Genomic DNA, 19,232 nt, shown 5'->3' on the forward strand with positions numbered 1-19,232 from the left:
GGCCGGCCCGGTGCATGCCGCGGGCCGGTGGTCGCCCCGGCCCGGGTCAGAACCGGGAGATCTCCCCGGTGCCGTCGGCGATCTCGATGGCCACGGGCTCCTCGTCCCCCGCGTTGCCGTCGTGGACGATGAACACGGCGGTGGGGTCCCCCTCGGGGAAGGCCCGGATCGTCACCGAGCCGGACGTCGCGGCGTTGAGCACCTCCATCGACTGCCGGGTCGCGGCCCGCAGCACGGCGGTGGGCAGGGGCTTGCCCCGCTCGTCCAGGATGTCCACGAGCACCCCCCGGGCCCGTGCCGCACGGGTGACCTCGAGCAGGTACGGGGTGGCGATCGAGCGGCCCCGGATGGAGTCCCGCAGCTGCGCCTCCGTGAGCCGGAACTGGTCGATCTCGTAGTCGGAGACGGGGGAGGAGTCGTGCGCGATGCGCTCGAGCAGTCCTCCCGCGAGGCGGCGCACCTCGTGCACGCGCTGCACGGAGGCGTTGACGGTGTCCTTCTCGGCCTCCTCGTGGGACCGGGCCGAGGCCACCATGTCCCGGGCCTCCGCGAAGGCCACGGAGGCACGGTCGTACTCGCGGGAGATCAGCTGGCTCGCGAGCAGCAGGGCCGCGGCCGCGGCGTTGCTCAGGGCGGCGTCCCACACCCCGAGGGCAGAGCGTGAGCCCCACGTCATGGAGATGGCCACGGCGATCACCAGCGTGACCCAGCCCCACCCGCCGCGGCGGCGGATGCCCAGGACCACGAGGAAGCCGTCGAAGCCCAGGGTGAACCACTGCCCGCCGAACAGCTCGGCCTGGGGGTCCAGGGCGTCGAAGGAGCGCTGGATCGAGACCAGCATGAGCAGCACGGCCAGGGCCGTGGGCAGGTCGGGCAGCCGGCGTCGCCCGTACGGGTAGACGACGAGGGCCACGGCGATCACGTAGGTGACGAGCGCGGCCTGCATGAGCTCCGGCTTGTCCATGTTCTGCGTCTGCAGGATGCCGAGCACCACGGGGATCAGGAAGAAGACCGTGCAGGCCACCAGGATCAGCGGGTGGAAGAGCGCGCGGGAGATCACGGGCGGGCGTCCCGCGGCCAGAGGATCGTCACGCTGGTGCCCCGGCCCGGTGCGGTGTCGACGTCGACCGCGCCGCCCACGTGCTGCACGCTGCCCAGGATGGACACGCGCACCCCGAGCCGCCGGGAGTCGACGCTGCGCAGCTGGAAGCCGCGGCCCCGATCCACCACCTGGAAGCGCAGGTAGAAGCCCTCGGGATTGATCGGGGTGGGCGGGCACACGCCGCCGTCCATGGTCACGAACGTGATGTCGGTGCCCGAGTGCCGGGCGCTGTTGGAGACCGCCTCGGTGATGGCCTGGACCAGGGCCTGCGCCGTCTCCGCGGGGAGCAGGGGCCGCGGCTCCCCGGGGGGCCTGATGTAGGGCGTGATGCTGTTGAAGCGCACCCGGTTGCGCCACGGGGACAGGGACTCGAGCAGGTCGTCCAGCAGCGTGTGCACCATCGTGGTGCCCTTGCCCTGGGCGCGGCGCTCCTCGAAGACGAGGACGTCGAGGGCGCGCTGGGCCAGCTCGCGGGTGCGCCGCTGGACCGGGCCCGGGGCACGGCCGGCGTCGAGCAGGGCCGCCATGACGTTGTCGTGGATGAGGCGGTCCAGCCGTTCCTGCTCCTCGGCCTGGGACCGGGAGCGGGTCAGCTGCAGCTCCTGGGCGATCGCGTCCGCGTAGACCTGGTCCGCGTTCCGCCCGCCCCTGAGGACGAAGCTGATCAGCACCACCAGCACCACGCCGAACGCGATCCGGCTCGTGGCGTCGAACAGCACGTCCATGATGTCGGGCGCGGCCGCCGTCTTCGCCATGACCAGGACGTAGAGGACCGTCACCGAGGCCAGGTACGCCACGGCCAGCTCCAGGCTCCACACGGCCACGGTGGCGGCGGCCGCGAGCAGGATGAACGGCTCCACCCACGGGTCCTGGGGCGGAGCGGCGCCCGTCCAGGCCAGCGGCAGGGTGACGACGGCGAGCGCGACCAGCACCGGGGCCGCCAGCACCGGCCAGGTCCGCACCTGCTGCCGGGCCGCCTGCAGCAGCAGCACGCACCCGTTGAGCAGCAGCACGGCCAGGAAGACCAGGTGCCACGGCGCGAAGGAGCGCAGCTGGTCCTCCAGGACGGTGAGGGACTCCAGGAACAGCGCGACGGCCACCAGCCCGTGGCAGATGTTCGCGAGCAGGAGGATCCGGTAGGAGTTCATCCCCAGCTCCTGCGGCGAGGCCGGCACCAGGAGACCGGTGCGGCGCCGCCGGGCCGGGACTTTCCGGTAGGCGAGCGGGGAGCGGGGCGCGGCGTGGCTCACGGAGCGGCGGTCCTCACCGGAGCCGGGGGCGGCTCACCGGTGCTTCTCCGCCGTGTTGACGTCCGCCGTCGGCTCCACGAGGCCGTCCTCGATCGCCCGGATGCGCAGGTCGATCTTCGTCGGGGCCGGCCGGCCCACGCGCGCGTACTTCTCGCGGATGCGGTCGATGTTGGTCTTCACGGCGCTCTGCTTGATCCCCATCCGGCGGGCCACCTGGACCTGGGCGAAGCCGGAGGCGTAGAGCCGCAGGGTCTCCTGCTCGCGCGGGGAGAGGCTGGCCCGGGAGAACTCGACGTCGCCGTCGATCGCGGCCGCGAGCTCCTTGGTGATCACGGGCTTGCCCTCGGCGATGTTGCGGGCCTCCTCGATGGCGTGCTCGAGGGGGTCCGACTTGCGGACGAGCCCCAGCGCGCCCGCCCGCAGCGCCTCGCGGATCAGGGCGGCGTTCTCCCCGATGCTGAAGATCAGCACCTTCATGCCCGCGGCCCGCAGCAGCTCCACGTTGGGGGCGGGGCGGGACATGTCGTCCAGGGAGAGGTCCAGGAGCACGACCTCGCACTCGATCCGCTTCGCGCCCTGGGCGGTCAGGGCGGGGTTCTCCGGGTCCCGGCCCAGCTGGTCCAGGAGGCCCGGCACGGTGGAGGCCGATCCGACGAGCTTCACGTCCGCCTGGGACGTCATGGAGACGAGGCGGACGCCCTCGCGGACGACCTCGTGGTCATCGACGACGGCGACAAGGGTGGACGGCATGGGCGTTTCCTCCGGGTGCTGCTCGATGGGCCGGTCCGCAGATTTCCGCGTGGGGGTGACGGATCTCACCGAGGTGCTCCGATTGTCCCCCTTCTTGTGGTCGGATGCGAATCCAACACGGTCCGGGCGCGAACGTTACCTTCCGGTGTCTCCCCAGCGGTCGACCCGGCGGTGGTAGCGGGTGCCCCACATCCCGCCGAGCACCGCGCCGAGCAGGTCGACGACGAGGACGGCGGCCACCGCGATCAGCCCCGGGACGAGCAGGTCCCCGATGAGCGCCTGCGCCGAGACGCCGACCGGGGCGAGTCCGATGGTGTCGGCCCACACCAGCCCGGCCACGGTCGCCACGGAGCGGCCGACCAGGGACCACAGCCACACGGACACGCCCTGCCGGGCGCCCGAGAAGCGGGCCATCCGGCCCGCGGCGTACCCGCCGCCGAGGAAGGCGACGAACTCGACGAGGCCGAGCACCGCGGCCCCCGTCCAGGCCGCCGCGGACCCGGCGGCCAGGTCGTCGACCACCCCGCCCATGCCGCTGTCGACCCGGAAGCCCAGGGCGGCCGCGGCCAGACCCGCCGGCGCCAGCAGCAGCCAGGTCACGGCCAGGGCGCTGAGCCAGCCGAAGAAGCCGGGGACCAGCTGCAACCCGCCGAACTCCTCCCGCTGCCGGGCGTAGCGGATCGCCGGATCCACCGGCAGGGGACCCGCGCCGGGGGCGGGGTACCCGGGGGCAGGCTGCCCGGGAGCAGGGCGATCGGGCACCCCGCCCGGCCCGGCCGCGTGTCCGCCGCCCCCGACCACGGGCGTCGGGTCGGTGCGCGGGCCGAGCTCGGGAGGCGGTGCGTGGTGCTCCGGCACCGGGCGCTGGGCGCCCACCGCCGGCAGTGGCCGGGTGTGCTGGGCGTCGTCGTCGTACCACGCCCAGTCCTCGGTGCCGGTGTCCGGTGCGCGGCGCTGCGGCGCGGTGTGGTCGGAGGTGCCCGTCCCGCGGAACCTGCTGACCGGGGGGATCGGGCGCGTGGCGTCCGTGGTGTCGAGCGGGTCGGTGTCCGACCAGGGCATCGGGTCGTCGGCGGAGGGCGAGCCGGGTGTCGAGGAGGGGGTCATGTCATCGAAGTCTACGGGCGGGCGCGCCGCCGGGACTGGGAGCCCGTGCCGGGCGCCGAGTAGTGTACGGGCCATGCCTGCCGAATCCACGCGCGACTTCCTGCGTGCCCGCCCCTGGACCGCCAGCTACGACGCAGGGGTCCCCGTGGACCTGGACCTGCCGGAGACCTCGCTGGTGCACCTGCTCGAGCGGTCGGTGGCCCGCCACGGCGGGAAGACCGCCCTCGAGTTCTTCGGGGCCCGGACCACCTACGCCGCGCTCGGGCTGCAGGTCGAGCGCGCCGCCGAGGGGCTGCGCCGGCTCGGCGTGCGCCGCGGGGACCGCGTGGCGATCGTCCTGCCGAACTGCCCGCAGCACATCGTGGCGTTCTACGCCGTGCTGCGCCTGGGCGCCGTCGTCGTGGAGCACAACCCGCTCTACACCGAGTCCGAGCTGCGCCACCAGTTCGAGGACCACGGCGCGCGCGTGGCGATCGTGTGGGACCGGGCGGCCGAGCGGATCCGATCGCTGCCCGCCGGGCTGCGGGTCGACGCGGTCGTGGCCGTGGACATCACGGCGGCCATGCCGCGGACCCAGCAGCTGGCCCTGCGCCTGCCGCTGCCCACCGTCCGGGCCTCCCGCGCCCAGCTCACCGGTCCGGCGCCGGGCACGATCCCGTGGCGGCAGCTGCTGGCCGCGGACCCGATCCCGGTGGAGCACCCGCGGCCCACCGCCCACGACCTCGCCCTGCTGCAGTACACCTCCGGCACCACGGGCCTGCCCAAGGGCGCGATGCTCACCCACCGCAACCTCGAGTCCAACGCCCTCATGGGCCAGCACTGGCTCGGCTCCACCGAGCACGAGGTGGTGCACGGCGTGCTGCCCCTCTTCCACGCCTTCGGCCTGACCCTGGGGGTGACCTTCGCGATCTCCCTGGGGGCGGAGCTCGTGCTGTTCCCGACCGTGCGGGCCGACCTCGTCCTCAAGGCGATGAAGCGCTCGCGGCCCACCGTGCTGCCCGCCGTGCCGCCGGTCTACCAGAAGCTGCTCGACGCCGCGCAGGAGAAGGGCGCCGACCTGCGGGGCATCCCGGTGGCCGTCTCCGGGGCCATGACCCTGCCCGTCCCGCTCGTGGAGCGGTGGGAGCAGGCCACGGGCGGGGCCCTGATCGAGGGCTACGGGCTCACCGAGTGCTCCCCGCTCGTGGCGTGCAATCCGCTCAACGACTCCCGCCGCGCCGGTTCCATCGGGATCCCCTTCCCGTCCACCGAGATCCGGCTCGTCGACCCGGAGACCCTCGAGGACGTCCCCCGGGAGCACGAGGGAGAGCTGTGGGTGCGCGGCCCGCAGGTCTTCCAGGGGTACTGGCAGCGTCCCGACGAGACCGCCCGGGCCCTCACCGCGGACGGGTGGCTGCGCACCGGCGACATCGCCACGGTCGACGACGCCGGTTTCCTGCAGGTGGTCGACCGGCTCAAGGAGGTCGTCATCACCGGCGGGTTCAACGTGGCCCCCACCGAGGTGGAGAACGCGCTGCGGCGCCACGACCGCGTCGAGGACGCCGCCGTCGTGGGGCTCACGGACCCGCGCGGCGGCGAGGTCGTCGTCGCGGCCGTGGTCCTGGCGCCGGGCACGGAGCTCGACGAGGACGCCCTGCGCGAGCACTGCTACGCCGAGGTCACCCGCTACAAGGTGCCCCGGCGGATCGTGGCCGTCGACGAGCTCCCGCGCACGATGCTCGGCAAGGTCCAGCGCCGCGAGGTCCGCCGCCGGCTGGAGCGCACGGGCGTGCGGCTCTGAGGCCGGGGGTTCAGGGCAGGTCCGCCTCCGGGGCGGCGTCCCGGTAGGGGACGCGCCGGATCGAGCGGATCCGCCCGAGCTCGCCCCACTCGTCGCGCCCGAGCCGGGCGATCGGCTCCAAGGCCCGCACCAGGGGACCCCGCTCGTCCATGTCCTCCTCGTCGACGACCACGTGCGTGACCGCGCCGAAGACGAGGAAGCTGTCCCCGATCGGCAGGGGCTGCGCGTGCAGCCGGCACTCGATGGCGGCCGGGGACTCCGCGACGCGGGGCACGCCCACGGTGAGCGACGGCTCGCGGGTGAGACCCACGGCGTCGAACTCGCTGATCTCCGGGGGATAGTCGGTGCTCGTGGCGTTGATCCGCTCGAACAGGCCCGCCGGCGCGAAGTTGACCACGAACTCCCCGGTCCGCCGGATGTTGCGGAGGCTGTCCTTCTCTCCGACGGAGACGAACTGGACGATCGTGGGCGTGCTCGAGGCCACCGTGAAGAACGAGTGCGGAGCGAGGTTGTCCACGCCCGCCGCCGAGCGGGAGCTGACCCACGCGATCGGGCGGGGGACGACCAGGGACTTGACCGTCCGGGCGAAGGAACCGTGCCGATCCGCGGGGATGTCGGTGCGCATGGCCCCATTCCACCACTCCCGCCGGGCCCCGTCACGGTCGCCGGTGCTCCGCCGGGAGGCACCGCAGCGCGGGATTGGGACGAAGTGCTGCCTCAGTACTGTGGTTCCCGTGTATTCTGCGCATCAATATGCGGGCGGGGTCGACGACGACCCCGCGGAGCGAGCGGAAGGACGGCCGTCCACGATGGAGATCCGGCAGCTCAACTACTTCATCGCCGTGGCCGAGGAGCGGCACTTCGGCCGGGCCGCCAAGCGCCTGCACATGGCCCAGCCGCCCCTGTCCCAGCAGATCCGCCAGCTCGAGGAGCAGCTGGGGGTGCGCCTGCTGGACCGGACCACCCGCCGGGTGGATCTCACCGCGGCCGGGCAGGTCCTCCTCGACCGGGGGCGGAGGATCCTCGGCGAGATCGAGACCCTCGAGGCCGACGTCCACCAGGTCGGCCGGGGCACCACGGGCGTGCTGCGCGTCGGCTTCTGCGGCTCCGCGACCTACGGGCTGATGCCGGGCGTGGTCCGGCGGGCCGAGGAGGCCATGCCCGGACTGTCCCTGGCCCTGCACGGCGAGATGCTCACCCCCGCCATGGAGGAGGGGCTCCGGGAGCGCACGCTGGACGCCGCGCTGCTGCGTCCCCCGGTGGCCTCCCCGGACCTCGAGCACCGGGTCGTCGCGCGCGAGCCCCTCGTGGTCGCGGTGCCCGCCGGGAGCTCCCTGGCCGAGGACCGCCCGGTGGCCGTGCACGAGCTGCACGGGCAGGACTTCGTCGCCTGCCCGCCGGACTCCGTGCTCTACCGGGCCGCCGCGGACCTCTGCCGCCAGGCCGGGTTCCAGCCCCGGATCGCGCGGGTGGCGGGGGAGATGTCCGCGCTGCTGGCCTTCGTGGCCGCCGGTGGCGGCGTGGCCGTGGTCCCCGCCGGCCTGCGTGCCGTGCAGCTGGCGGGCGTCCTGTACCGCGAGATCGAGCACGCGCCGCTGCTCGAGCTCGCCGTCGCGTGGCGGCGCGAGGACCGCTCCGCGCTGCTGCACCGCTTCGTCGACCTCGTCGTCGACCTCCAGGCCGGGACCGCCCCGGCCCCGTAGCACGCCCTGCCCTGGGTCCGGCCCGCCCGGGCCCGCGGCACCCACCGCACCGGAAGGACATCCTCCGTGAAGTACCTGGTCCACATGGACGTCGACCTGCCCGCCGAGATGCCCGCCGATCAGGCCGCGGAGCTCAGGGCCACCGAGAAGGCCTACTCCCAGGAGCTGCAGCGCGCCGGCAAGTGGCCGGAGATCTGGCGCGTGGTCGGCGGGCACGCCAGCTACTCGGTCCTCGACGTCGACTCCCACGACGAGCTGCACGAGATCCTGCAGAAGCTCCCGCTGTTCCCCTACGCGGACATCACCGTGGTGCCGCTCGCGAAGCACCCCTCGGACGTGAAGTAGTCCTCCGCGCCACGAGCCGGCGCCGCGGGTGGAGCAGGTCGTGCACGTCCACTCCGGGGCCCGCTCGGCACGCGGGAACAGGGGCCCGGGAGCCACCGGGAAGGGGGGTCACGGCGCCCTGTGCGTTTTCTGGATGTAAACCGGAAGAGTGGCTTGCCCATGCAGATCACTGGGTCTATGGTGAATCTGTCGTCGGCGATGGCCCGGGTGCGATCCCCCCATCGGCCCCGGATGGTTCCTGCCGGCGACTGGCGTCCCATTCCCCCGATCGGGATGCCCGACAGGCCCTGCCGATCCCCCCATGCGGCAGGGCCTGTCCCCTTTCCGCACCCGACCGCTCCGCTGGGAGCGCCCCGCCGGGAGCGACCCGCCGGGGCGGGTCAGGGGGCCGGTGTCAGCACAGCCCCAGCTCCTCGAGCCGGGGGACGACCTTGCCGGACAGGCGGCGCAGCGTGTCCATCTCCTCCTGCGTCAGGTGGTCGATGAACGCCGCGCGCACCATCTCGAGATGGCTCGGGGCGGCGGACTCGATGGCCCGGCGGCCCTCCGGGGTGATCCGCACGTCGAGGCCACGGGCGTCGCTGTCGCACGGCAGGCGCTCGAGCAGCCCGCGCCGGGCCATGCGGGAGAGCAGGTGGGACAGCCGGCTGCGCTCCCAGCCGAGCTCGTTTAGGAGGTCCCGGGACCGGACGACCCCCGTGGCGCTCTCCGAGAGCTGGACGAGGACCTCGTACTCCGAGCCGGACAGCGAGCTGTCCCGGGACAGCTGGCGGTCGACCGCGGTCTGCATGCTGCGGCTCAGGGCCAGGAAGCTCCGCCAGGCGCACTGCTCCTCGTCGGACAGCCAGTTGACCTCGGTGGGCTCCGGGGGGTTCATGCGGGGATCCTCTCGTACGGGGAAAGACCTCCCAGTATATATTGATACATCAACAAAAGTCAACCGCCGGGCAGCTCCTCCGGCGGAGGACCTCCGTCGCGGCCGTACCGGGTCCGGGGGTGGCTGCGGATCCACTCCGAGTCGTAGTGCTCCCGGGGGTCGGGTCGCCGCAGGCGTTCCGCGTAGCCCGTCGGGCGCAGCGGCGAGTCGTCGTCGTCGGGCGGGGTGAACGACGCCATGGCGACCAGGCCGAAGCCCAGGCCCGCGGCGACCATCAAGGACATGCCGCAGACGACCAGCACGCCGACGTAGTCGTCGACCAGCTCGGCGCGGGCGGTGCCCTCGAGGGCGGACTCCACCGCGAACACCCCGGCCAGGGGGGCGCACCCGAGCAGCAGCAGGGCCGTGGGGATCAGCCACAGCCTCGAACGGCTCCGCAGCGGGGGTACCGCGGGGTCCTGGAGGGCCGGGTGCAGCTGCGCCTGGACGGCGACGAAGCCGACCGCGCCCGGCACGGCCAGCAGGGCGCCGGCGGCCCAGCCCCAGGGCTCGCCCAGTGCCACGAGCCCGGCGCCGAGCAGGATGCCCAGCATGACGAGGGTGAAGGAGAGGCCGCGGGCCATCCGGCGGGTGGCCCGCGGAGAGGCCCGCGGCGCCGGGACGGGTGCCGGAGGGTCCTGGCGGGGTGCGCGCTGCCCGTACTCGGGCTCGTTGCCGTGGCTGCTCATGGGCGGGATCCCGTGCTGGAGGTTGCTGGTCGGCTCCACTCTAGACCTCACCTCCGACGGAACTCTGCCTGGCATCTTCCCGGTGCGTGACATATCATCAAAAGCAGGGGGGAACCCGCGGCCGCTCCGTCACGGGCCCGGCCGGCGCCCCGCCGTCCAGCAGTGCAGCCCCGAGGAGCCACCATGTCGCAACGCAGCACCCAGCAGTCCGAGCACAGCACCGCCGGCGCCTACGTGCGCCCCGGCGAGGAGTTCACCCGGGACACCACCTACATCGAGGACCGGATCGTCCGCGACCCCGCCACCGCCCGTGTGGGCGAGGGGTCGCAGGTCTGGCCGGTCGAGGCCGGGCGCTACCGGCTCGTGGCCGCCCGGGCCTGCCCCTGGGCCAACCGCACCCTGATCGTGCGCCGCCTGCTGGGCCTGGAGGACGCGCTCCCGGTGGGCCTGCCCGGGCCGGTGCACGACGCCCGGTCGTGGACCTTCGACCTCGACCCCGACGGGCGGGACCCCGTGCTGGGCATCGAGCGGCTCCAGGAGGCGTACTTCGCCCGCTACCCGGACTATCCGCGCGGGATCACCGTTCCCGCCGTCGTGGAGATCGCCAGCGGCAAGGTCGTGACCAACGACTTCCCCCAGTTGACCGAGGACCTCGCCAAGGAGTGGGGCGCGTTCCACCGGGAGGGCGCCCCCGACCTCTGGCCGGCCGAGCTCGAGGACGAGATGCGCGAGGTGATGCAGCGCGTCTACACCGAGGTCAACAACGGCGTCTACCGGTGCGGCTTCGCCGGCTCCCAGCAGGCCTACGAGAAGGCCTACGACCGGCTCTGGGCCGCGCTGGACTGGCTCGAGGACCGCCTGGCCACCCGCCGCTACCTCATGGGGGAGCAAATCACCGAGGCCGACGTGCGGCTGTTCACCACCCTGGTGCGCTTCGACCCCGTCTACCACTCCCACTTCAAGTGCTCGCGCAACAAGCTCACGGAGATGCCGCACCTGTGGGGCTACGCCCGGGACCTCTTCCAGACCCCCGGGTTCGGGGACACCGTGGACTTCCAGCAGGTCAAGGAGCACTACTACATCGTCCACGAGGACATCAACCCCTCCCGGATCGTGCCGGTGGGACCCGATCTGCGCAACTGGGTCTCCGCGCACGGCCGGGAAGCCCTCGGTGGTGCGCCCTTCGGCACGGGAACGGCGCCGGGCCCCGTCCGGCCCGAGGAGCGGGTTGACCGACGTCACACACCCCTGACCGTCTGAGCGCCGCTCCGCCCCGGCGCGCCGCCTACAATGGACAGCGCCCGCGGCCCGGGCCCGCTCACGAGGACGTGGACCACCGGGGCCCTCCGTCCCTCCTCCCCGAAAGGACCTCCCGTGGCCCCCTACCGCAATCAGCGCGCCGCCGCACTGCCGGCCCGCCTGTCCCGCTCGTGGCTGCTCACCTCGGCCGCCGACCCGTCCGTCTTCCCGGCGGCGCTCGCGTCCGAGGCCGACTCCGTGGTGTTCGACATCGAGGACGCGATCCCCGCCGACGACAAGGACCAGGCCCGGCGCAACGTCGTGGAGGCCCTCGACGCCGGTGCGAGCGCCTGGGTGCGGATCAACGACATCACCACGCCGTTCTGGGAGGAGGACCTGGCCGCGCTCAGCCGGGTCGGCCGCCTGCGGGGGATCATGCTGGCCAAGACGGAGCATCCCGACCACATCACCAAGACCGCCATGATGGCGCCTGCCGGCACGCCCGTCGTGGCCCTGATCGAGTCCGCCGTGGGCATCATGAACGCCAACGACATCGCGCGGGCCCCGGGCGTGTTCCGGCTCGCCTTCGGGGTCGGCGACTTCCGCCGCGACACCGGCACCAGCGGGGACCCGATGGCCCTGGCCTTCGCGCGCTCGAGCCTCGTGGTGGCCTCCCGCGTGGGCGAGCTGCCCGGCCCCATCGACGGTCCCACCCTGGGTGCCTCGGGGGAGGAGCTCGCGCAGGCCTGCGCCGTGACCCAGTCCATGGGCATGACCGGCAAGCTGTGCCTGGACCCGGCGCAGACGGACGGGATCAACCGCAACCTCGCCCCGAGCGAGCAGGAGGTCGCCTGGGCGCACGAGCTCATCACCCAGCACGACTCCGGGCACGTCGTGGGCGACGGCAGCTACCTGCCCCGCCTGGCCCGGGCGCGCAAGGTCTCCGAGCTGGCCCAGACCTACGGCATCTGGAACCGCTGAGCCGACCGGGCGGGGCGCCTGCCGGTGCCCCGGTCAGCCCAGCCAGCGGGCCATGAGCTCCCGGAACGCGGGGTCCGTCAGCGAGGCCGCCCGGTGGTGGGCGGGCACGGGGTCCCCGTCCGGGACCGACGGCACGGCCACGACCACCAGCCCGGCCGACACGGCCGAGGTCGCCCCCACCACGGAGTCCTCCACGGCCAGCGCCTCCGCCGGGGCGAAGCCCAGCCGCCGCACGGCCTCGGCGTAGATGTCCGGGGACGGCTTGCCGCGCGGCACGTCCTCGGAGGAGACCCACGTGCTGAGGTGGGGGGCGAAGCCCGCCTGCTCCAGCTTCACGCCGAGGATCGTGCTCGTGGAGTTGCTGGCCACGGCCACGGGCAGCCGCTCGGCGAACGCGCGCACCGTCTCGAGCGCGCCCGGCAGAGGGACGATCTGCCCCGTCAGCGTCCGCTCCTCGGTGCGCAGCACGTCGGCGTGGACCAGGGCGCGGTCGGCCCCGGCGGCGTCCGCGATCGCCGTGGCGACGTCCGCCGCCGACCAGCCCATCATGGCCCGCTCCATGGCGTCGGTGAACTCCAGCCCGTGGCGCTCGGACACGGCGCGCTGGACGCGCGCCCAGTTGGCCTCCGTGTCCATCAGGATCCCGTCGCAGTCGAAGACCACGCACGCCGGCACCCAGTCCGCCGCGGGCGCGGGCAGCTCGTGCGAGGGCAGGGACCGGGAGGTGACAGGGGGCGGTGAGGATGTCATGGTCCCATCGTGCCTCACCCGGGACGGGTCGTCGCGGGGGTGTGAGGAGCACGACGTGCGGAATAAGCGCCCCCGCCCGGGGTGTTGCGGCCAGCGAACCCCTTCGTGATCGCCCCGACATCGTCCCCGGTCATCCCCCGACGGAAGAAGCCCCTCTTGCCCGCCACGCCCCGCGTCCCGCTGTCCGCCCTCGACCTCGTGCCCCTGTCCGAGGGGCGCAGCACCGCGGACGCCCTCCGGGAGGCGGTCGACCTCGCCCGCCGGCTCGACGCGTCCGGCTACCGGCGGCTGTGGTACGCCGAGCACCACAACACCGAGGCGTTCGCGTCCTCGGCCACGGCGGTGCTCGTCGGCCAGGCGCTCGCCGCGACCGAGCGCATCCGCGTGGGCTCCGGCGGGATCATGCTGCCCAACCACGTCCCGCTGACGGTCGCCGAGGCCTTCGGCACGCTCGCCAACCTCTACCCGGGGCGCGTGGACCTCGGCCTGGGGCGCGCGCCGGGCACCGACATGCGCACCGCCCTCGAGCTGCGGCGCGGCCAGGCCGGCCACGACACCTTCGAGGCCGACGTCCGCCGGCTGGTGCGCCTGTTCGGCAACCAGGGGCAGGAGGCCGTGCGGGCGCCCGTGGCCCGGGGCACGGGCGTGCCCCTGTGGATCCTCGGCTCCTCCACGGGCGGCGCCGAGGTCGCCGCCCGGCTCGGCCTGCCCTACGCGTTCGCCTCCCACTTCGCCCCGGCCATGATCATGGACGCGATCGCCCTGTACCGGCAGCGCTTCGACGCCGACGCGCCCACCGCCACGGTCGAGCGCCCCTACGTGGTGGTCGCGGCGAACGTCCTCGCCGCGGACACCGACGAGGAGGCGCGCCGCCAGTTCACCACCCACCAGCTGCTCGTGCGCGGGATCGCCCGCAACGACCGGCGCCCCCTCCAGCCGCCCGCCGAGCGCGTCGAGCTCAGTCCGGCGGAGGCGGGCATGGTCCAGGAGCACCTGGCCGTCTCGGCCGTCGGCACGCCCGAGCGGGTCGTCGCCGAGCTCGAGCAGGTCGTCGAGATCACGCGCGCCGACGAGCTGATGCTCAACAGCTACGCCCACGACCCCGAGGTGCGCGCACGGTCCTACGAGCTCGTCGCCCACGCCTGGTGAGCGCACCGGCCCGACCGCACGACCTCGGACTGCACGACCCCAGACCGCACGACCTCCGCCGGGCGACCTCCGCCGGGCGGCATCCGCACCACGACAGGAGCACCCCATGACCACCGTCCCCGCCCTCGAGGCCGTCTCCACCGACTCCGGCTTCCGCCGCACCACGATCGAGCGCCGTCCCGTCGGCCCGAGCGACGTCGAGATCGAGATCCACTTCGCCGGCATCTGCCACTCCGACATCCACGTCGCGCGCGACGAGTGGGGCGGCACGCGCTACCCCGTCACCCCGGGGCACGAGATCGTCGGTCGCGTCAGCGCCGTCGGAGAGGCCGTGACCGGCTTCGCGCCCGGCGACACGGTGGGGGTCGGCTGCTTCGTCGACTCCTGCGGCCGGTGCGAGTACTGCACCGACGGCCAGGAGCAGTTCTGCACGGAAGGCGTGACGGCCACCTACAACACGCCCCAGGCCGACGGCACCGCCACCCGGGGCGGCTACAGCGGCGCCGTCGTGGTCGACGAGCGCTTCGTCCTGCGCGTCCCGGAGGCCCTCGACCCCGCCCGGGCCGCTCCGCTGCTGTGCGCGGGGATCACCACGTACGCCCCGTTCAAGCGCTGGGGCGCGGGCCCCGGGCGCAAGGTCGCGGTCCTGGGCATGGGCGGGCTCGGCCACGTCGCCGTGAAGATCGCCGCCGCCATGGGCGCCGAGGTCACCGTCCTGAGCCAGAGCCTGTCCAAGCAGGAGGACGGACTGGCGTTCGGCGCGACCGACTACTGGGCCACGAAGGACCCCGAGACCTTCGAGCGCAACCAGGGCCGCTTCGACCTGATCCTCAACACGGTCTCCGCGGACCTGCCCATCGAGCAGTACCTCTCCCTGCTGCGGGTCGACGGCGTGCTGTGCTCCGTGGGGCTGCCCACCGAGCCGTACAGCGTGCGGGCGATGGCTCTCGCCGCACGCCAGCGGGTGCTCACGGGCTCGATGGTCGGGGGGATTCCGCAGACCCAGGAGATGCTCGACTTCTGCGCGGAGCACGGCGTGGAGGCGGAGATCGAGCTGATCGGCGCCGACGACGTCGACGCCGCCTACGACCGGGTGGTCGCCTCGGACGTGCGGTACCGCTTCGTGATCGACGTCGCCCGCACCCTGGCGTAGCCACCGGGATCGTCAGCACCCTGCGACCCGGGGCGGGCTCTGGTTAGAGTGGTCCCCATGGCCGACACCACCACCACTCCCGACCCGCTGCACCGGCTCGCCGAGGCGTACCGGGTCTCCACGACCTACTCCGGGTTCGACGGGCAGGAGCAGGAGGTCCCGGACACGACGCTGCGAGCCGTCCTCGACGCCCTGGGCGCGGACGCCGGCGACGACGACACCGTCGAGGCGTGCCTGGCCCAGCGGGAGCTGGCGCCGTGGCGGCGGACGCTGCCGCCCGTCGTCGTCGCCGTCGACGGCGCCCGCACCCGGTTCGCGGTCCACGTCCCGCACGGCTCCTCCGTGCGGGTCACCGTCGTGGCGGAGGACGGGACGCGGACCGCGGCCCCGGAGATCGACAACTGGCGCTCCCCGCGCGACGTCGACGGCGTGCTCACCGCGCAGGCCACCTTCGAGGTCCCCGAGGGCCTCGGCACGGGCTGGTACGAGGTCCGGGCCGAGTGCCCCGAGGTCGACGGCGGCCGCGCCGTCACCACGCCGCTCGCGGTGACCCCGCGCCGGCTCTCCACCACCGACCGGCTGCACGGCCGGCGCCGCTGGGGCTACATGGCCCAGATCTACTCGGTCACCTCGGGCCGCTCCTGGGGGGTGGGCGACGTCTCGGACCTCGCGAGCCTGGCGGCCGTCTCCGGGGAGCAGGGCGCGGACTACCTGCTGGTCAACCCGCTGCACGCCGCCGAGCCCACCCCGCCGGTGGAGCCCTCGCCGTACCTGCCCACCAGCCGCCGCTTCTTCAACCCCCTCTACCTGCGCATCGCCGAGATCCCCGAGTACGCCTACCTGCGCCCGGCCGACCTCGAGGTCGTCAACACGCTCGCCGCGATCCAGCGCCGGGAGAACCTCGACACCAGCACCATCGACCGGGACAAGGCGTACGCGGCCAAGCTGAAGAGCCTCGAGCTGCTGTTCACCGTCCGCCGCTCCCCGCACCGCCAGCAGCAGCTGCGCCGGTTCGTGGCCGAGGGCGGCCAGGGCCTGCAGGACTTCGGCCTGTGGTGCGCGCTGCGGGAGGAGCTGGGCGAGGACGCCCCGGAGTGGGAGGACGTGGCCGCGACCCCCGGCTCCCCGTACGCGGTCGAGGCCCGGACCCGGCTGGCCCGCCGGATCGACTTCTACGTGTGGATGCAGTGGCTGCTCGACGAGCAGCTCGAGTCCGCCCAGCGGGCCGCCCACCTGGCCGGGATGGACATCGGCGTGATCCACGACCTCGCGGTCGGCGTGCACAAGCAGGGCGCCGACGCGTGGACCCTCCAGGACGTCCTGGCCTCCGGGGTCAGCGTGGGCGCGCCCGCGGACATGTACAACCAGAAGGGGCAGAACTGGTCCCAGCCCCCGTGGCACCCCGAGCGCCTCGCCGAGGCCGGGTACCTGCCCTGGCGGGACATGCTGCGCACCATCTTCCGGCACGCCGGCGGGATCCGGGTGGACCACGTCCTCGGCCTGTTCCGGCTGTGGTGGATCCCGGACGGCCAGGAGGCCTCCGAGGGGGCCTACGTCTACTACGACCACGAGGCGATGGTCGGCATCCTGGCGCTCGAGGCCGAGCTCGCCGGGGCCGTGGTGATCGGCGAGGACCTCGGCACCCTGGAGCCGTGGGTGCGGGAGTACCTCGCCGAGCGCGGCGTGCTGGGGACGTCCATCCTGTGGTTCGAGCTGGACGGCGACGAGCCCCTCCCGCCGGCGCAGTACCGGGAGCTGAGCATGGCCTCCGTCAGCACCCACGACTTCCCGCCCACCGCGGGCTTCCTCGAGGGCGTGCAGGTGGATGTGCGCGAGCAGCTCGGCCTGCTGGCCCGCCCGGTGGAGGAGGAGCGGGACGAGGCCCGGAAGCAGCTGGACACGTTCTTCGCGGCCGTGGCCGACGACGGGCTCCTCCCCGAGGGCGCGGCCACGGGCGAGCAGGGCCGGGTCGAGGCGCTGCACCGCTACCTCGCGCAGGCCCCGGCGCTGCTGTTCAACGTCTCCCTCGTGGACGCGGTCGGCGAGCGGCGGATGCAGAACCAGCCGGGCACCGGCGACGAGTACCCCAACTGGCGGGTCCCCCTGGCCGACGGCGCGGGCAACCCGGTCCTGCTGGAGACGCTGCCGGAGAACCCCCGGGCCGCGTCGCTGGTCCGCGCGATCAACGAGGCCCTCGGCACCGGGCCCCGCTTCCAGCGGGTGGGGGAGCCCGCGCAGCCCCAGCACACCGACCGCACGGAGCCCTGAGCCCCGGACGGTCCCCCCGCCGCCCCCGAACGGAGGACCACCGCATGACGGAGCCGACGACGCCCCGCCCGGCCCCTGCCCCGCCCGCCCCGCCCGTCCGGTACGTGGCCCTCGGCGACTCGATGACCGAGGGCGTGGGGGACCCCGACCCCGCCCGCCCCAACGGGGTGCGCGGCTGGGCCGACCTCGTGGCCGAGCAGCTGACCGCGGCCCACCCGGACACCCGCTACGCGAACCTGGCGGTCCGCGGACGCCTGCTGCGCGGGATCGTCGAGGGGCAGCTGGACGCGTGCCTGGCCCTGGAGCCGACCCTGGTGAGCCTCTACGCCGGCGGCAACGACATGCTCCGCCCACGGGCGGACGTGGACGCCCTCATGGAGGTCTACGAGCACGCCGTCGCCCGGCTGCGGTCCTCCGGCGCGGAGGTGGTGCTCTTCACGGCCTTCGACCCCGGCCGTGACGCCCCCACGTCCTGGACCCGCCCCCGGCAGGCGCTCTACAACGAGCACGTGCGGGAGATCGCCGACCGGCACGGCTGCCTGGTGCTCGACTACTGGCGGATGCGCACGCTGCAGGACTGGCGGTACTGGGCGGTGGACCGGCTGCACATGTCCGCCGCCGGGCACACCCACGTGGCGGCCCGGATGCTGGAGCTGCTCGGCGTGGCGCACGCGCTCGAGCTGCCGCCCACGGAGCAGCTGCCCGTCACCGCCAGCCCCGGCGTGCTCAAGGAGGACCTGTACTGGGCCCGCGAGTACCTGCTTCCCTGGATCGGGCGCCGGCTGCGCGGCACCTCCTCCGGCGACGCGGTCACCGCCCGCCACCCCGAGTGGACGACCCTGCTCCCGCGCGACGTGCTCCCCGCCGGGCCCGCGCCCCGCGGCGCCGCCGGCCAGGTGCGCGCCTGAGCCCGCCGTGGACCCGCGCCGCGCGGCCCGCCGCGCCGAGCACCGGGTGCCCGGGGAGGCCTCCGGTTTGCGGGGCTCCCGGGAGCCGGTAGACTGGCCAGAAGCTGGTCACGCCTGACGTCAGGTTGCGGGGAAGTCCGTACGGGCCTAGACTTCAAGGCTGTCGTGTGGTGGAGTCCACCTTCCGGCACCTTGATCTTCACCGTCTTCATCGTGGCGAGGCCTTCGCCGGTTCCGGCCGCGGGCCTTACGAGAGGGCCCGGTTGGCGAACGGTGGCAATTCTGAAGGTGACGGGACGCTCTCGGCCGCAGGTGAGTGATCATCCGCGGCTCCCACTGCGTGCCGTCATTTCGTCAACATTGGAGGAGAACACTATGGCAGCGCACTGCCAGGTGACCGGAGCTCAGCCGGGCTTTGGGCACAGCATTTCGCACTCGCACCGCCGTACCAAGCGCCGGTTCGACCCGAACATTCAGAAGAAGCGCTACTGGGTGCCGTCGCTGCGGCGCGCCGTGACGCTCAACGTCAGCGCCAAGGGCATCAAGGTCATCGACGCCCGCGGCATCGATTCCGTCGTGACCGACATGATCGCACGTGGGGAGAAGATCTAGCATGGCCAAGGACAAGGACGTTCGTCCCATCATCAAGCTGAAGTCCACCGCCGGCACCGGTTTCACCTACGTGACCCGCAAGAACCGCCGCAACGACCCGGACCGCATGGTCCTCAAGAAGTACGACCCGGTCGTCCGCAAGCACGTCGATTTCCGCGAGGAGCGCTGAACCCATGGCCAAGAAGTCCAAGATCGCCAAGAACGAGCAGCGCAAGGTCATCGTCGAGCGCTACGCCGCGAAGCGTGCCGAGCTCAAGAAGACCCTGGTCGACGAGAACGCCACCGACGAGGCCCGCGAGGCCGCCCGCCTGGGCCTGCAGAAGCTGCCGCGCGACGCCTCCCCGGTCCGTCTGCGCAACCGCGACCAGATCGACGGCCGTCCCCGCGGCACCCTCCAGAAGTTCGGCATCTCCCGCGTCCGTTTCCGCGAGATGGCGCACCGCGGTGAGCTGCCCGGCATCACGAAGTCCAGCTGGTAATTTCTGACGCAGGAGCGCGACCGGTCTCCGGGGCCGCGCTTCCCCACGACC

At 73.5% G+C, this 19,232-nt stretch carries 20 protein-coding genes; 12 read left to right on the top strand and 8 right to left on the bottom strand.

All coding sequences use genetic code 11. The annotated features are described in order from the left end of the window. Positions 1-46 precede the first annotated feature (46 nt). From RE027_RS05950 to RE027_RS05965, 4 genes are all read right to left on the bottom strand, one after another. Positions 47-1,060 carry a DUF8320 family protein gene (locus RE027_RS05950; protein ID WP_368807334.1) on the bottom strand — a complete coding sequence of 338 codons (1,014 nt, stop codon included), beginning with the start codon at positions 1,058-1,060 and terminating at the stop codon, positions 47-49. Then, complete coding sequence (locus RE027_RS05955; RefSeq protein ID WP_368807335.1) at positions 1,057-2,352, bottom strand: sensor histidine kinase; 1,296 nt, start codon at positions 2,350-2,352, stop codon at positions 1,057-1,059. Before RE027_RS05955 ends, RE027_RS05950 begins: the two co-directional genes overlap by 4 nt. A gap of 33 nt (positions 2,353-2,385) precedes the next feature. Further along, positions 2,386-3,102 carry a LuxR C-terminal-related transcriptional regulator gene (locus RE027_RS05960; protein WP_368807336.1) on the bottom strand — a complete coding sequence of 239 codons (717 nt, stop codon included), beginning with the start codon at positions 3,100-3,102 and terminating at the stop codon, positions 2,386-2,388. Positions 3,103-3,237: 135 nt separating this feature from the next. Next, positions 3,238-4,209: a hypothetical protein gene (locus tag RE027_RS05965; RefSeq protein WP_368807337.1), complete on the bottom strand. Its 972-nt coding sequence runs from the start codon at positions 4,207-4,209 to the stop codon at positions 3,238-3,240. Positions 4,210-4,282: 73 nt separating this feature from the next. On the opposite strand from RE027_RS05965, the gene RE027_RS05970 reads away from it, so the two are divergent. Then, the gene (locus RE027_RS05970) at positions 4,283-5,989 is read left to right on the top strand and encodes a long-chain-fatty-acid--CoA ligase (protein WP_368807338.1); all 1,707 of its coding nucleotides are present in this window, start codon (positions 4,283-4,285) and stop codon (positions 5,987-5,989) included. A 10-nt stretch (positions 5,990-5,999) separates the two neighbouring features. Here RE027_RS05970 and RE027_RS05975 read toward each other — a convergent pair whose 3' ends face one another. Then, positions 6,000-6,614 (bottom strand): flavin reductase family protein, encoded by a 615-nt coding sequence (locus tag RE027_RS05975; RefSeq protein ID WP_368807339.1) that lies wholly within the window; start codon positions 6,612-6,614, stop codon positions 6,000-6,002. A 184-nt stretch (positions 6,615-6,798) separates the two neighbouring features. On the opposite strand from RE027_RS05975, the gene RE027_RS05980 reads away from it, so the two are divergent. Together RE027_RS05980 and catC are read left to right on the top strand one after the other, a co-directional pair. Next, on the top strand, positions 6,799-7,692 hold the full coding sequence (locus tag RE027_RS05980) for a LysR substrate-binding domain-containing protein (protein WP_368807340.1): 894 nt from the start codon (positions 6,799-6,801) through the stop codon (positions 7,690-7,692). Between the two features lie 66 nt (positions 7,693-7,758). Beyond that, complete coding sequence (gene catC / locus RE027_RS05985; RefSeq protein ID WP_368807341.1) at positions 7,759-8,037, top strand: muconolactone Delta-isomerase; 279 nt, start codon at positions 7,759-7,761, stop codon at positions 8,035-8,037. A gap of 394 nt (positions 8,038-8,431) precedes the next feature. Here the strand turns inward: catC and RE027_RS05990 are convergent, their stop codons facing one another. Beyond that, the gene (locus RE027_RS05990) at positions 8,432-8,914 is read right to left on the bottom strand and encodes a MarR family winged helix-turn-helix transcriptional regulator (protein WP_368807342.1); all 483 of its coding nucleotides are present in this window, start codon (positions 8,912-8,914) and stop codon (positions 8,432-8,434) included. A 59-nt stretch (positions 8,915-8,973) separates the two neighbouring features. Next, the gene (locus RE027_RS05995; RefSeq protein ID WP_368807343.1) at positions 8,974-9,681 is read right to left on the bottom strand and encodes an MFS transporter; all 708 of its coding nucleotides are present in this window, start codon (positions 9,679-9,681) and stop codon (positions 8,974-8,976) included. A 144-nt stretch (positions 9,682-9,825) separates the two neighbouring features. On the opposite strand from RE027_RS05995, the gene RE027_RS06000 reads away from it, so the two are divergent. Both RE027_RS06000 and RE027_RS06005 read left to right on the top strand, forming a co-directional pair. Next, positions 9,826-10,902 (top strand): glutathione S-transferase family protein, encoded by a 1,077-nt coding sequence (locus RE027_RS06000; RefSeq protein WP_368807344.1) that lies wholly within the window; start codon positions 9,826-9,828, stop codon positions 10,900-10,902. A gap of 114 nt (positions 10,903-11,016) precedes the next feature. After that, a complete protein-coding gene (locus RE027_RS06005) occupies positions 11,017-11,862 on the top strand; it encodes an HpcH/HpaI aldolase/citrate lyase family protein (protein ID WP_368807345.1) in 846 nt (281 codons plus the stop codon). A 33-nt stretch (positions 11,863-11,895) separates the two neighbouring features. Here the strand turns inward: RE027_RS06005 and RE027_RS06010 are convergent, their stop codons facing one another. Continuing rightward, positions 11,896-12,612 carry an HAD family hydrolase gene (locus RE027_RS06010; RefSeq protein ID WP_368807346.1) on the bottom strand — a complete coding sequence of 239 codons (717 nt, stop codon included), beginning with the start codon at positions 12,610-12,612 and terminating at the stop codon, positions 11,896-11,898. Positions 12,613-12,768: 156 nt separating this feature from the next. Here RE027_RS06010 and RE027_RS06015 point away from each other — a divergent pair, with 156 nt between their 5' ends. The 7 genes from RE027_RS06015 to rpsN all read left to right on the top strand — a co-directional run bounded on the left by RE027_RS06015 (position 12,769) and on the right by rpsN (position 19,181). After that, on the top strand, positions 12,769-13,761 hold the full coding sequence (locus RE027_RS06015) for an LLM class flavin-dependent oxidoreductase (RefSeq protein WP_368807347.1): 993 nt from the start codon (positions 12,769-12,771) through the stop codon (positions 13,759-13,761). A 106-nt stretch (positions 13,762-13,867) separates the two neighbouring features. Continuing rightward, positions 13,868-14,914 (top strand): NAD(P)-dependent alcohol dehydrogenase, encoded by a 1,047-nt coding sequence (locus RE027_RS06020; RefSeq protein WP_368807348.1) that lies wholly within the window; start codon positions 13,868-13,870, stop codon positions 14,912-14,914. Between the two features lie 57 nt (positions 14,915-14,971). After that, positions 14,972-17,182 carry a 4-alpha-glucanotransferase gene (malQ, locus tag RE027_RS06025; protein WP_368807349.1) on the top strand — a complete coding sequence of 737 codons (2,211 nt, stop codon included), beginning with the start codon at positions 14,972-14,974 and terminating at the stop codon, positions 17,180-17,182. A 44-nt stretch (positions 17,183-17,226) separates the two neighbouring features. Beyond that, a complete protein-coding gene (locus RE027_RS06030) occupies positions 17,227-18,090 on the top strand; it encodes an SGNH/GDSL hydrolase family protein (protein ID WP_368807350.1) in 864 nt (287 codons plus the stop codon). Between the two features lie 375 nt (positions 18,091-18,465). Further along, positions 18,466-18,702: a 50S ribosomal protein L28 gene (gene rpmB, locus RE027_RS06035; protein WP_368807351.1), complete on the top strand. Its 237-nt coding sequence runs from the start codon at positions 18,466-18,468 to the stop codon at positions 18,700-18,702. A gap of 1 nt (position 18,703) precedes the next feature. Next, positions 18,704-18,871 (top strand): 50S ribosomal protein L33, encoded by a 168-nt coding sequence (rpmG, locus tag RE027_RS06040; protein ID WP_017832642.1) that lies wholly within the window; start codon positions 18,704-18,706, stop codon positions 18,869-18,871. Between the two features lie 4 nt (positions 18,872-18,875). Then, the gene (rpsN, locus tag RE027_RS06045) at positions 18,876-19,181 is read left to right on the top strand and encodes a 30S ribosomal protein S14 (protein ID WP_368807352.1); all 306 of its coding nucleotides are present in this window, start codon (positions 18,876-18,878) and stop codon (positions 19,179-19,181) included. The last annotated feature ends 51 nt before the right edge of the window (positions 19,182-19,232 follow it).

This window comes from Kocuria sabuli, from assembly GCF_040981185.1.
GTDB classification, from domain to species: Bacteria; Actinomycetota; Actinomycetes; order Actinomycetales; family Micrococcaceae; genus Kocuria; species Kocuria sabuli.